Source organism: bacterium (genome assembly GCA_024228115.1).
GTDB lineage: Bacteria > Myxococcota_A > UBA9160 > UBA9160 > UBA6930.
Genome location: JAAETT010000413.1, coordinates 1 through 13,305, shown reverse-complemented (window position 1 = coordinate 13,305; position 13,305 = coordinate 1). Strand labels below are relative to the sequence as shown.

At 65.9% G+C, this 13,305-nt stretch carries 11 protein-coding genes; 6 read left to right on the top strand and 5 right to left on the bottom strand.

Annotated elements, in window-relative coordinates; all coding sequences use genetic code 11:
• The first annotated feature begins 85 nt into the window (after window positions 1-85).
• From GY937_17640 to GY937_17630, 3 genes are all read left to right on the top strand, one after another.
• Window positions 86-2,356 carry a sulfatase gene (locus tag GY937_17640; GenBank protein ID MCP5058528.1) on the top strand — a complete coding sequence of 757 codons (2,271 nt, stop codon included), beginning with the start codon at window positions 86-88 and terminating at the stop codon, window positions 2,354-2,356.
• Window positions 2,353-3,768: a sulfatase gene (locus GY937_17635; GenBank protein MCP5058527.1), complete on the top strand. Its 1,416-nt coding sequence runs from the start codon at window positions 2,353-2,355 to the stop codon at window positions 3,766-3,768. The genes GY937_17640 and GY937_17635 overlap by 4 nt, the downstream gene beginning before the upstream one ends.
• 106 nt (window positions 3,769-3,874) lie before the next feature.
• A complete protein-coding gene (locus GY937_17630; protein ID MCP5058526.1) occupies window positions 3,875-4,063 on the top strand; it encodes a hypothetical protein in 189 nt (62 codons plus the stop codon).
• A gap of 535 nt (window positions 4,064-4,598) precedes the next feature.
• Here the strand turns inward: GY937_17630 and GY937_17625 are convergent.
• Genes GY937_17625 through GY937_17615 form a run of 3 tightly spaced genes read right to left on the bottom strand, consistent with a single transcriptional unit; the run spans window position 4,599 to window position 5,924 of the window.
• Window positions 4,599-4,934 (bottom strand): PspC domain-containing protein, encoded by a 336-nt coding sequence (locus GY937_17625; GenBank protein MCP5058525.1) that lies wholly within the window; start codon window positions 4,932-4,934, stop codon window positions 4,599-4,601.
• On the bottom strand, window positions 4,931-5,353 hold the full coding sequence (locus GY937_17620) for a hypothetical protein (GenBank protein MCP5058524.1): 423 nt from the start codon (window positions 5,351-5,353) through the stop codon (window positions 4,931-4,933). Before GY937_17620 ends, GY937_17625 begins: the two co-directional genes overlap by 4 nt.
• Window positions 5,346-5,924, bottom strand: a complete 579-nt coding sequence (locus GY937_17615; protein MCP5058523.1) for a sigma-70 family RNA polymerase sigma factor — start codon at window positions 5,922-5,924, stop codon at window positions 5,346-5,348. The genes GY937_17620 and GY937_17615 overlap by 8 nt, the downstream gene beginning before the upstream one ends.
• A 197-nt stretch (window positions 5,925-6,121) precedes the next feature.
• Here GY937_17615 and GY937_17610 point away from each other — a divergent pair, with 197 nt between their 5' ends.
• Both GY937_17610 and GY937_17605 read left to right on the top strand, forming a co-directional pair.
• Window positions 6,122-7,465, top strand: a complete 1,344-nt coding sequence (locus GY937_17610; protein ID MCP5058522.1) for an FAD-dependent oxidoreductase — start codon at window positions 6,122-6,124, stop codon at window positions 7,463-7,465.
• A 163-nt stretch (window positions 7,466-7,628) separates the two neighbouring features.
• Entirely contained in the window at window positions 7,629-9,416 is a 1,788-nt protein-coding gene (locus GY937_17605; GenBank protein ID MCP5058521.1) for a CRTAC1 family protein, read from the top strand.
• Here the strand turns inward: GY937_17605 and GY937_17600 are convergent.
• Both GY937_17600 and GY937_17595 read right to left on the bottom strand, forming a co-directional pair.
• A complete protein-coding gene (locus tag GY937_17600) occupies window positions 9,411-9,860 on the bottom strand; it encodes a hypothetical protein (GenBank protein MCP5058520.1) in 450 nt (149 codons plus the stop codon). The two genes, GY937_17605 and GY937_17600, sit on opposite strands and share 6 nt — an antisense overlap.
• Window positions 9,861-9,885: 25 nt before the next feature.
• Window positions 9,886-12,264 (bottom strand): endonuclease MutS2, encoded by a 2,379-nt coding sequence (locus GY937_17595; GenBank protein ID MCP5058519.1) that lies wholly within the window; start codon window positions 12,262-12,264, stop codon window positions 9,886-9,888.
• A gap of 53 nt (window positions 12,265-12,317) precedes the next feature.
• Here GY937_17595 and GY937_17590 point away from each other — a divergent pair, with 53 nt between their 5' ends.
• Window positions 12,318-13,151: an N-acetylmuramic acid 6-phosphate etherase gene (locus GY937_17590; GenBank protein ID MCP5058518.1), complete on the top strand. Its 834-nt coding sequence runs from the start codon at window positions 12,318-12,320 to the stop codon at window positions 13,149-13,151.
• The last annotated feature ends 154 nt before the right edge of the window (window positions 13,152-13,305 follow it).

Here is a 13,305-nt window from a genome sequence, read left to right as displayed (position 1 = left end):
ATGAAAGCCTGCATTTGCAGCAGTTCAGGCAGTGGGGTAACGGTCTTCCGGCGAGGCTACCGTGGAACCGTTCGGAACTCGAAGGATGCACCGGACAGCAAGGGCTGCCTCGCGGGCGGTACAGGTGGCGCTTGCCTGTGCGGCCGTGATCGCTTGCGGCGCTGGCGATCCCTCCGGCGCTTCCCGCCCGCCGGCCCGTGAGCCACTTGCCGGTACCACCGTCCACTTGCTCGATGCGGTCGATTCGATCGGCTGGGAGATTCCGGCGCGGAGCCTTCCCGCGGAGATTCGCCAGGAGCTGCAGGCCGCGGACTTTCGAATCGAAGGCGAGCTGCTAGATCGCGGCTGCACGCATTTCGCAGGCTATCGGGGCTCACCGTTCGATTCGTGGCTCTGCCGGACGCGTTTTCCTCTCGATGTCCAGCACGAGACAGATCTCAACCTGATCGTGATGGGCGGGAAGGCGGGTGCGCGAAGCCGAGAGATCGGGGTCTATGACGAGGTCGCGGCTGAGGCTCTCCCACGCCGCGACCCGGATCGGCCGGATGCGATCGATACATGGATCCCGGTTCGCGAAGGATTTGTATTGTTCCGCCGGCCGGCGGGCCTCGACGCCCCACCGGAGGTCACCTACCGCGTGCGCTACCCGGTCGCGCGTGACTATCTCGCAAGCCTGGAGTTTGCCGAATCCGGGCTCGATCCGATGGGTTTTGCGCTGCGCGAAATCGAAATCGATGGTGACGTCCGCCCGGCGCTGTTCGCACCAGCGCCGGCAGCCTACACCTTCACCCTGGTCGTCCCGCCGGACGGCCGTCTGAACGTAGGCATCGGTGTCCTGGAAGAAGGCTGGTTCGAGTCGGATGGCGTGACATTCACGATCTCCGCGGGCCTGCCGGACGGCGAGGCACTGGTGCTTCACTCGCAACGGCTCTCACCGAGGGATGGGGCAACCTCCCGCCGCTGGCATGACCTCGACGTCGATCTTGCGGCGCTGTCTGGGAAGACTGTCGAGCTGATCCTCTCGACCAGCGACCCTGAGCCAGGCTTCGACCTCGGTGCGTTCGCTGCCCCCATTCTCTACTCCGCAAAGATCGAGCGTACGCCGGTCGTTCTGGTGGACATCGATACACTCCGCGCCGATCACCTCGAGGCCTACGGCTACGACCGCCCGACTTCGCCCGTGATCCGGGCCTTTGCGGAGGAAAGCGTGGTATTCGAGACTGCCATCGCCCAGGCACCCTGGACGCTGCCCTCACAGATGTCGATCCTCACCGGTCGCTACCCCGTGTCCCATGGCGTCCGTGGACCCGGACACCAGCTCGATCGGAGCATTCCGACGCTTGCAACCCTGTTGCGTGGCAGCGGGTACTTCACAAAGGCGATCACGGACGGTGCCTTCATGTCCCATCGTTTCGGTTTCCATCACGGTTTCGACAGTTACTCGGAGCATCGCGGGCAGCGCGCTCACTCTTATTCACTGGTGGCCGATCTCATGCGGAGATTCCGCCAGTGGTTCGACCTCTGGGTCCCCCGAAACAACTTCCTCTTGATCCACAGCTTCGAAACCCACGCGCCCTACGCGCCACCTGATCCTGCCGTACGGCTCTTCGACGCAGGCTACCGGGGAACGGTCGGCGAACGCTTCAATCGCGCGTTCGTGCACCGTGCAACCGACGGCTTCCAGGCATCATCTCGCGAACGCGAGCACTTGACCGCCCGATACGATGGCGAGATCCGCTACGTCGACGAAACGCTGGGCCGCATTTTCCAGATGCTCCGCACCCGCGGGGTCTACGACGAGGCGCTGGTGATCCTGGTGAGCGACCACGGGGAGGAGTTCTTCGATCACGGGGGCTGGCAGCATGGGCAGACCTTCTTCGACGAGATGATCCGCGTTCCGCTGATCATGAAGTTCCCGCGTGGCACCATCGCGCCACGCCGCGTAACGCGGCAGGTGGAGATGATCGACGTGGTGCCGACCATATTGGACTATCTGAATCTCGAGGGTGGGGATCGGCTGGACGGCGAGAGCCTGCTTCCGCTGCTCAGTGCTGACCCGGACTCGGGTTCCGCTGTCGCCATCTCCGAACAGAGCGATGGCCCAGGTATCGCCATCCGGACGCGCACCCACAAGTGGATCCGCAGCGCTGAGGGTGTACGCGTCTACTCGCTTCTCGACGATCCGACGGAATCACAGCCACTAGCCGATGTCGATCCACGGCTTCTGCACGAGTTCGAGGCCATCGCAGACGCGTATCTGGAGAGGGAACGAGCGCAGGCGCCGGGTACGGGCGAACTGAAACCGATCAGCCCGGGCCTCGAGATGCGCCTGCGGGCACTGGGCTACCTCGATTGAGTCGGCGCGCGTGGCTGGTCGGGACGCTCCTGTTCCTCTTGGGGTGCAATGCGCCGCGTGAGGATCTCCGTCCCGACATCTTGCTCGTGGTACTCGACACGGTACGCAGCGATGCGGTCTCGAGCCTTGGCGGACCCGCCGGCGCGACGCCGCATCTGGACACCCTGGCACGGGAGGGCCTGCTCTACAGCAATGCCTTCGCTTCGGCGCCGTGGACGCTCCCATCCCACGCGAGCCTCTTTACGGGTCTGCGGCTCGACCAGCACGGCGTCGGCATTCGCGGGCGTGTGACTGCTGACGCCTCGCTTGTGACGTTGGCTGAGCGACTTCGAGACGTCGGCTACCAAACCGTGGGTCTCTCGGAGAACCCCCTGATCAGTGACCTCTTCAATATGAGCCAGGGCTTCGAGCGTTTTTCGGCGGCGCGCGCGGGCAATGATGCGGGAGCCGCCGCGCTCGATCTGGTGCGTACCGTCGCATCCTGGACTCGCTCACGGGATGTCGACCGTCCCTTCTTCCTCTTCGTGAACGTGTTCGACGCCCATCTTCCCTACCGGATCAGGGGCGAGAACCCGCACTTGCCTCCAGGAGCAACCATCGCGGAGGCACGAGCGGTGCGGCAATCGCCCTTCCGCATCTGTGATCGGCTGCCATCGCCCCGGGAGCTCGCCATCATGGAGGGTCTCTACCGCGGTGACGTCCGAGCCGCTGATGCCAAGCTTGGCGCCGTGCTCGACGTGCTGCGCAGGGCAAGACTCACAGAGCGGCTCGTCACCGTGGTCGTCTCCGACCACGGCGAGCATTTCGGTGAAAAACGTCTACTGGTTCATCAGTTCAGCGTGGGGCACCTCCTGCTGCACATTCCGCTGGTGGTGCATGGCCTGCCGGACCTAGCACCCGCCGAGATTCCTCAACCGGTGGACCTAACCGACGTGGCGCCTTCCATCCTCGAGTGGGCGGGGGCACCGGTTCCGCCGGAACTTTCGGGCCGAGCGCTCCCCACCCGGCCAGATACGCCCGTTCCGGAGCGTGCCCTCCTGGCCGGCTACAGCGACAGGGATCGCATCGACTGGCCCGCGGCGGCGGATGCACGATTCGGGCAGATACCCGACGAGATGCGTGCAGGCTGCGGGCCTACCGACCGCACGTTCGGCGACATGTTGTCGCTCATTCGCTTTCCCTACAAACTGATCTGGTTCGAGCGCTACCCGAACGAACTCTACGACCTGAGTTGGGACCCGTTCGAACACTCGAATCTCGCTTCTGTGGAGAAAGACGTCCTGCGACGCCTCGAGGAGGAGGCCGAACGAATCGCTGCAGAGTCCGGGCTGCTGTCGCCGCGGAGCGGCGATGCGCCAGCACTCGACCCGGAGGCAGCGCGTGCTCTCCGCGCACTCGGGTACGTGAAATAGCGGCGCGCTTTGAGACGCAGCAGGGCGGCACGTTTCCGGGTTGAGTAGCTCGAAATTGCTCCAAGGCACCCGAGCCTCGCACGGGGAGGATACAGCTCTCGGCCGTATGATCCGCCAGGCAGTTGCGCTGCTCACCGAGGAGGAGGTGGGCCTCCCCGAGCCAAAAGAGCAGTTCGGTGCGCCGGAGCCGTCCTTCGTTCGGCGGGAGCCGCCGAGCCGAGGCGAGCGCGTCTTTGATTCGCGCAATCGAAGCTTCCGGATTCCCCTCCCACATCTTCAGGTGGGCCGGCTCTAGGTTCACCGCGAGGCGCTGCGTGGCGGGCGTGTCCGGGGCAAGAGCCGCGACTCTCGCCCGGGTCTCGCGGAGACGGCGGTTGCCGACGATCGGGCTCTCGTCCGACGCGCGAGACGCGATGGCGGCGAGGCGTTCGACCATTCGCGCGTGGCCCTGACCTGGAGGCACGGAGGCCATCGGAGCGGACCCGCTTGGCGGCGGCGATCGCTCTTCTGTCCCTCTGTCGCAGCCAAGCAAGGGCCACGCGAATGCAGCGAGGAGGGAAACAGGAGACGGGAACGGGGCGATTGTCTGCGGGATCGCGGGGAAGCCATGCCTCGGTGAAATCTATCCCCAACTCGCTCCGCGGGAACCTGGCACGCCACGCGCTCGATCCCGATCTGGGCGGATAGCAGCCTGATGGCCAGGTACGATCCGTAACCCAACAGCTGGCGTCAATTCATTGGGCTTGCAAGATGATCGGAACTAATATCACGCGCACGGAGCGAACCCACAGCATAGAGCCGGAGGGTCGCATTCGTAGGGGCGTTTCTGCCTACGGCGGATCGCTGAACCGTTGGCTGCGGGCGAGTTCGACGTCGTCGGCCCAATCGTCGAGCGGCATCACGAACCACAGGACCGCGTAGATCACGATGCCGACGCCGCCCATGAAGAGGCTCATCAGCACGAACGCCAGGCGCACGATGGCGGTCGGCAAGCCGAACTGGATGGCCAGGCCGCTACAGACGCCGGCGACCATGCGATCATCGGCGGTGCGAAACCACTCGGACGTGGAACTCCGGGCCCGCAGGAACGAGCCGCAATGCTTGCACTTGATGGCTTCGGAGCGCACCTCTTCGGCGCAGTAGGGACACAGCTTGTTGCTATTCATGACAGGGCCTCTTGGTGACGCAGCCATGCGCGCCGATGAGCGACCACCGGAAGGCTGCCAAAGACGAGCGCGAGCCAGCCGGCTGCGCTGAGTACGTAGGCGGCCGGGAGTGCCCAGGCCAGGGATTCGGGAAGCCACGTACCGAGAAACTCCGGAAGTCGAAGAAGTACGAAGGCGTTCCAGGCGAGTACGAGCGCGAGGGGCACGGCGGCTGCGGCGAGCAACTTCGCCAGCTCCCGCTTGAAGCCCACTTGAATCTCGGTGTGGGATGGCGCCTGGACGGGCGTGCGCAGCAGTGCCGAGGCTCGTTCGAGGGTCGCAGCGACCAGCGCATCGCTGGGCTCGGGCAAGGTGTCGCGCGCAAGGATCGGAGCGAGATCTCCCAGGGCAGCTTCCAACTCGTTCGGCGGTTCATGCATCCCCGGTCTCCTCGGCCGTTCCATCGACCTGGTCGAGTTGCTCGATCCGCTCGACCTGCTGGCGCAAGGCCTTCACGGCCGCATGGGCTCGGCTCTTCACCGTTCCTCGCGGGATCCCCAGGACCTCTGCGATCTCGCGCTCGGAGAGATCCTGGTAGTAGCGAAGCACGAGGACCTCGCGCAGGGGATCGGGGAGTGCCGCCAGATGCCGGGCCATGTCCATGCGATCGGTCAGTGCGGGGGTGGCCGGCCGCGGGGCGGGCGCGGCCGACGCCTCGCCGAGGACCCGATCACGGTGACGAGCTTCCACCAGCAGGTGGCGCCCGCGATCCCGGCAAAGGTTGTTGGCGATCTGGAAGAGCCAGGTCGAGAAGCGGCGCCGGGGGTCGAAGCGGTCCCGCGCCTTCACGACCCGGATCCAGGACTCCTGGAAGAGGTCATCTGCCGCCGAGGCCCCGACGCGCCGGTTCAGGAAGCCGAATAGCGGCCCCTTGAAACGGCCCATCAGTGTCTCGAGGGCAGCCTCGTCGCCTGCTTGGACCCGTACCATCAGGTCTTCGTCTGACCTCACCGCGGCCGACGGTATCAAAGCCGGGGGCCGTGTTCGTTGAATTTGCGAGAACCCCTGGCCGCCGTTCGCGATCCAGGGAGCAATGGCTTCCACAGTCTCGGGCTAGTACGGCCCGGCCCCGGACCCGGTTCGCGGGGCCTGCTATAACCCGCGCTTGCTTCTCGGGCTGTGCCCCCGGGGGGCCGCAGGGAGGAGCCGTGCGCCCCAGCGTCGTCGTAGTTGGAGGAGGCCTGGCCGGTCTGATGGCGGCCAGCAGCCTTCGCGCGCGCGGTTGTGAGGTCACGCTACTTGAGGCGGCCCCAGGGCCCGGAGGCCGGGCTGCTGGCGGCGAGCACGCGGGCTACCGCTGGGACGCCGGCGCCCACGCGGTTTCCGCCCGCGACGCGTGCCTCGCGGCCCTGGTGGCGGAGGCGGGCCTGAGCGGCGAGATGCTGCCCTTGCGCCCGGAGCGTCTTCTCCAGGTGAGTGGCAACCAGGCCGTCGCGATCGATCCGGCGCGCACGCTCGGCATCGCTCGCACTCCCGGCGTGCGTTGGCGGGACGCCCTGCGCCTGCGCCGTCTGCCGCGGCTGTTGAAGAAGTTCGAGACGTTGCTGGATCCCTCTGATCCGCTGCGGGCGGCTCGCCTCGATGACCGCAGCGTGGCCGATTTCGTGCGTCTGTATTTCGGTTCCAGCGCACTCGAGCATTGGGCCGCGCCCCTGATGCTTGGTGACACCCTGGCAGATCCGAACGAGACGAGCCGGCTCCTCTTCATCCTTCACCATCTTTCGCGAAACGAGGCTCCCGTGGGTGTCCTTCGCGGCTCGTTCAGGGAGTTGGCGAACCGCTTGACGCAGGAATCGGATCGTTTCGCCGCCCGGGTGCGTAGCATCGAAGCCGCAGGCAGGGGCTTTAGAGTCGAGTTCGAGCACGACGGCGTGGAGCACAGCATGGAGTCGGATGGCGTCGTGCTGGCAACGCCAGGCGAAACCGTCGTTTCCCTGGCTGGCTCCTTGCTAGTCGACGCCGAGCGACGCATCTTCGAGGCCTCTCGATCCCTGCCCGCCCTCGTATTGGTGGCGGGGCTCGAGGGCAGCTTCGCAGGGAAGGCTTCTCGCTATCGTTTCCGTCAGGACGAGCAACGCCCGGTCGTGAGCATGGCCGTCGAGCCGGGCGGAGGGCGGAGCAGCGCCGCTCCCGAGGGTTGCGAACGGGCCGTCCTCATGGCGAGTGCCGAGTGGAGTGCTGCCCACTTCGATGCTCCGGACGATGTCGTGACCAAGACGCTTGCAGGCTCGCTCGGCAGGCTGTTGCCCGGTGCGCCGGCCGCCATGCATTTCAGCCGCGTGTTGCGTCATGAACGCGCGTTTCCCCGATTCGATGTAGGTCGCTACAGGGAACTGGCCCGGCTTCGAGATGTTTCGGCCGATCGTCTCGCGCAGGGTCGGCGCCTGGTGTTTGCCGGGGATTACCAGATCGCACCCACGGCAGAAGGCGCGGTCGTGAGCGGCGGTCGGGCGGCAGACGAATTGGCGGGCGCGTTTGGGCTTGCTCGTTAGACGGTCCGTTTCCCAAGGCGGCAACAACCCGCCCAAGCCTACAAGGGAAAACGAGAACTCCCGGCTCCAGGGGCAAGAGCGTTCTCCAAGCCGGACGCACTTGGATTCTCCGGGAGGCCTCTCTTTTCAACGATTCAGCCGGGGGTCGATTGGAGGCTTGACGTTGGGCAAGCCGGCGTTGAATGATGGCGTATTCGTAGGCCCAGCGGGTTCTACGAGGAAGCTGAATCCGGGGTTCCTGTTGAACATGCCTTCGCTCCGCCATCTGCCCTTCCTGTGGCTCGCCGCCCTGTTCCCGGCTCATGCTGCATGGAGCCAGATGGCCTTCACGGAAGTGAGCTTCGACGCCGGCGTCGTCTACACCCAGCACGTTCCCGTTCCTGAGCCAAACTGTTTCTTCACGATACTCTGCGGCATCGAGCGGATGACAGGCGGTGCTGCGGCCGCCGACGTGGATGGTGACGGTGACGTCGATCTCTTCGTCACCCGGCTCGATGCGTCGGACATCCTGTTCGTGAACCAGGGCGACGGCACCTTCACGGATGGCAGTATGAGCGCTGGATTCTCGGGCTTCGTCGCCCAAACCAACGGTGCGGCCTTTGGCGACGTCGACGGCGATGGGGACGAGGACTTGATCCTCACGGTCGTCGGAGAGGCATCGGATCCCGCCAACAACCGGAACTACCTCTTCGTGAACGACGGCCAGGGCGTGTTCAGCGAAGAGGCCGTGCTGCGGGGTCTCGCAGATCTCGCCACCAACGAGCGCGCCGGACAAAGCGTGGCCCTCGGCGACTACGACCACGACGGCTATCTCGACGTGCACGTCACGGACTGGTTGGTCGGCGCGCCTCATCAGGGGCTCTTCTTGAATCGCGGAGCCGCTCAGCCCGGCTATTTCGACGATGTCACTGCGGCAGCCGGTGTCGACGATTCATTGATCCGCGGCTTTGCCTCTACCTTCGTCGATCTCGATAACGACCGCCGGCAGGATCTGGTGATCGCGGGGGATTTCGGAACGAGTCGCCTGTATTGGAACGACGGGGACGGCACCTTCACGGATGGGACGGGAGCCGCCGGGGTCGGCGGCGATGAGAACGGCATGGGCTCTGCTTTTGGCGACTACGATGGAGATGGTGACCTCGACTGGTTCGTCACGTCGATTCACGATCCGGCCCAGACCTGTGAGACCCAGAACTGCAACTGGGGCTACTCGGGCAACCGGCTCTATCGCTACGACGGCTCGCGGAGTTTTTCGGATGCCACCGATGCGGCAGGCGTCCGAGCTGGCTTCTGGGGCTGGGGAACGGCCTTTTTCGACGCGGATCTGGATGGCGATCTCGACCTGGTGATGACGAATGGCGTGGATTTCCCCGGAACCCATGTCGATGACGCGTGGGTTTCCGACCCGATGCGCCTGTGGGAGAACGATGGCAGCGGCGGGATGTCCGAGGTGTCGGCCATCTCGGGGATCAGCGACACCGGCTCCGGAAAGGGGCTGCTCACCTTCGACTACGATGGAGACGGGGATCTGGATCTGTTCGTCGTGAACAACGCTGGCACGCCATCGCTCTATCGGAATGACACCCCGGCCGTAGGGAATTCGTGGCTGCGGGTCGACGTTCGGGGCCGGCCTGGGATCGCGATCCACGGCACGCGGGTCTACGTGTGGACGCATGATCTCGCGGAGACACCGCAGATCCGCGTCGTCGGAGCCGACGCACATTTTCTCGCCCAGAGTGAACGCGTGTTGCATTTCGGTCTGGGAACCGGTGTCAGCAGTGTCCGGATGGTTCGCGTGGATTACCCGGACGGCTCGGTCGCGACCTGGAGTCGTAGTCCGCCGAACCTGACGCTCGAGTTCACGGTTTCCCCACATCGGACCTGCGGTCTGCTCGGACTCGAAGTGTTGCCGGTCGTCCTCTGGGCCGCGCGCCGTCGCCGACGTTCATGATCCGGCGGTGACGAGAAGCTCCACTTCGAAAGGCACTTCGACGGGTTCGCAGAGATCGCCGGTACAGACGCCGACTCGGAGCCTTCCCTCGATCGTCTGCTTGCCCGGTTGCGTCGCCTGGATCGGCGCGGAGTAGCGAATGCCCTGCTCGCGGAGGTCACTCGCGGCTTCACGGTCGAGCTTCGCGGGCAGGTCGAGACCGGAAGACGAGGAGAGCTCGAGGCGGGACGGGAAATCGATGCTGAGCTTGTGCCCGGCTTCCGGTCGCGCTTCGAGAACCAGCGCTCCTGGGTTTCCGGTCGAAAGCCCGACGGGCGCATCGATGACGACGCTGTAGCGGCGGTCCCCAAGTTTCTGGCGGGCATCAGCGCTCTGGCTGGCATCGCAGCTGAGCGCAAACAATACGGCGACGATTCCGCGGACGACACGAGCGAACACCGGCATGTTCATCTTTCCAAGGGGTTGAGGCCTAGCCATCCAGATGCGCCCGGGTGACGCCCTCGCCGCCTTCTTCCGGATCGGCCGCATGGAAATGCGCAACATGACCGAGCCGTGCAAGATGTTCACGGATCGCACCGCGCAGCGCTCCGCTCCCGATTCCATGCAGGATGTCGAGATTGGGGGCACCTCGGCGAGCGGCGTGGTCGAGGCCTTCTTCGACCCGGCTGAGGGCTTCATCCACGCGCAGGCCGCGCACGTCGAGGCGTGACACGCTGCCGGGGGCCGGGGGATCGGCGTGAATGCGGGGCGCTTGCTTCTTCGGCAGCGCATCGGCCGTGGCGGGCTCGACCTGGTCGGCACGCAAGGTGAGACGAGCACTGCCGGCCTGCACCGTCACCCGGCCGCGCCGGTCGGGCAGGGTCTGGAGTGTTCCCGCCCGGCCGCCCGGCATCCGGACCGGATCGCCCGGGCGGGCCCTGTTCCAATCGACGTGGCGCCGCGGCGCTTCCGGCGCTCGCTCGCGCTGGTCGGCTTCATGCGCGCGCGCTTTCTCCTCCAGTTCGAGAAGTCGCTGTCTGGCCCGCGCTGCTTCCTGGGATGAACCGCCTCGCTGCAGATCGCGGATCACCCCCGCGACCTCTCCGTGGGCCTGTCGGAAGGCTTCGTCGAGTTCGCTTCGCATCGAGTCGAAGAGCTGATCCCGCCGCTCCTGAAGCCGCTCGAGCTTCTCCTGGTAGCGGGCACGTTCGCTCTCGCCCTCCGCGCGCAGGCGGGTAGCCTCGGCGCGCTCGCGCTCCAGGGAGGCGCGGTGGTTCGAGAGTTCGGCGAGCATCTTGTCCAGACGCCGATCTTCCCGGTCGAGGAGATGGTTGGCCCGTTCGAGAACTTCGTTTGGCATCCCCATTCGCGATGCGACCGCGGTGGCCGACGAGCTACCTGGGGTGCCGAGTTTGAGGCGGTAGGTGGGTGCAAGCGTCTGTTCATCGAATTCGACGCAGGCGTTCTCGAAGCGGTCGTCGACGTTCGCCATCTCCTTGAGCAGGTTGTAGTGGGTGGTGGTGACGACTCGGGCGCCCGCCTCGGCGAGTTGCTCGAGTACCGCCTGGGCCAGCGCTGCGCCTTCGCTCGGATCCGTGCCGACGCCGATCTCGTCCAGCACGACGAGGCTTCGAGAGCCCGCCTCCTCGACGATTCGCGAGAGATTGGCCATATGGGCCGAGAATGTGGAGAGGCTCTGACGGATGTCCTGCTCGTCGCCGATATCTGCGAGCACCTCATCCACCGCGCCGATGCGCGCACCTGGGCCTGCAGGAATGAACAGACCGGCCCGGGCAAGGAGCGCGGCCAGCGCGATGGCTTTCATCGTCACCGTCTTGCCGCCGGCATTCGCACCCGAGATCACCAGCACGTGCTGGTCGCCGCCAAGGCGCACATCATTCGGGATCGCTTCGTCTGCTGGAAGCAAGGGATGCCGCAGGAGGGGTAGATCGAAGTTTCCATTCTCGTCGAGGATCGGCTCTACGGCATCGTGCTCCCGGGCCAGGTACGCACGCGCGAAGGCGAGATCGATCTGCGCGAGCAGTTGGAGGTTGGAAGCGACGTCGTCGCAAGCTGCCGCCGCGGAGCTCGAGAGCTGCTGCAAGACGCGGTGGGTTTCGCGAAGGACGGTGAGTTCGGCTTGCTTCAGCCGGTTGTTCAGATCGACCAGGGCCTGGGGCTCGATGAAGACGGTCGTTCCGGTGGCCGAGGCGTCGTGCACGATGCCCGGGACTCGCGAGCGCGCCTCCGCCTTGACCGGCAGTACGAAGCGATCGCTGCGCACGGTGAAGTAGTTGTCTTGAAGCTCGGCGCGCAGCTCGGGCCGCCGAAGCATGCTTTCGATCTTCTCCTGCGCCGTCCCGGAGATCGAGCGGACCTCACGGCGAGCCGTGGCGAGTTCGGAAGATGCGGAATCTCGCACCTGGCCGTCGCTCTCGAGCGCGCGATCGATCTCTTCTGCGAGCGCCTCCCACGCGACCAGCAGCTCGCCGATTTCGGCCAACGCGGGAGCGCTCTGCGCGCGCTGCTGGAGGAAGCGTGCCGTCTGGTGGGTGGCATCGAGGGTCGAGCGCAGCGCGATCAGTTCCTCGCCCTGCAGGACGCCGCCGCGGGTGAGCCGCTGGAGCAGTGGGTCGAGCTCGCCCACGCCGGCCAAGGGAGGCGCGTCGCCCTCCTGAAGGATGCCCAGGGCCTGGCCGGTTTCACGAAGGCGTGCCGCGGCACCCGCTGCCGTGGCCTCGAAGAGCGATTCGGGCGTCTCCTCGAGCTGTTCGCGGCTTTGGGGCGTGCGCAAGTGACGCGCAAGTCGCTCCAGCAACTCGGCCCATTCGAGGCGTTCCAGGGTTTTCGCGGCGACGCGGAAGCTCACCGGTGCGAGTCTACGCGACTCAGCCGGGGCTGTGTTCCTGCCGAAAGGGTGCCATGGCCGGATCCCAGCCCAAAGATGAGCTGTTGACCGAGGCGATCCTCGAAGAGACTCGCGATCTCGACCGGCGCACGACCCGGCAAGTCCTGGAGGCGATCCATGGCCAGGATGTGCATGCGGTGGCGGCGGTGGGCCGCGTGCTTCCCGCAATCGAGCGCGCCGTGGACGTCCTGGTGCTCGTGCTGACCGGCGGCGGACGTTGGTTCAACATCGGCGCCGGGACCAGCGGGCGAATCGGAGTGCTCGATGCCTCCGAGATTCCCCCGACATTCGGCTACCCGGCGGAGCGCGTCCAGGGAGTGATGGCCGGCGGCGAGTCCGCGCTCGTGCGGGCCATCGAGGGTGCCGAAGACGTCGCCGAAGATGCGATGTGCGCCCTCGCGGATCTGGAACTGATGCCGGGAGATGCCGTCGTGGCACTCTCCGCAAGCGGGCGCACGCCGTTCGCGCTCGGTGGCCTGGAAGCCGCGAAGCAATGTGGGGCACGCCGTATCGCCATCACCTGCGATCCGGCTTCCCCTCTGGCTCAGGCAGCGGAGGTGCCGATCGTTCCCGTCGTCGGCCCCGAGGTCATCGCAGGTTCGACCCGCATGAAGGGCGGCCTGGCCCAGAAGATGGTCCTCCACTTGCTGTCCACCACCGTCATGGTTCGCCTGGGCCGCGTCGAGGGCAACCTGATGGCCAACCTCAACCCCGGATCTCGCAAGCTCCAACACCGGGCCGTGCGCATCGTCATGAGCCTCGCGAGCGTCGACGAACCCACCGCCCGCACCTCCCTCGCTGCGGCTTCCGGAAGCATCCAAGAGGCCGTTCGCCGGACGAAGGCCTGAACCTCCGGCCGTCGCGCCTAGCCTGAACTATGCACGAAAGTTGGCTGAGAAGCTGGCTTTCCAATGTTTCAGCGTGCCGCGCGGCGATTGACGCTGACGGATCTCGTTTTGGGTGGTCGATGCCCATTCCGTGGCGCGAATGCGGAGTGTGCTT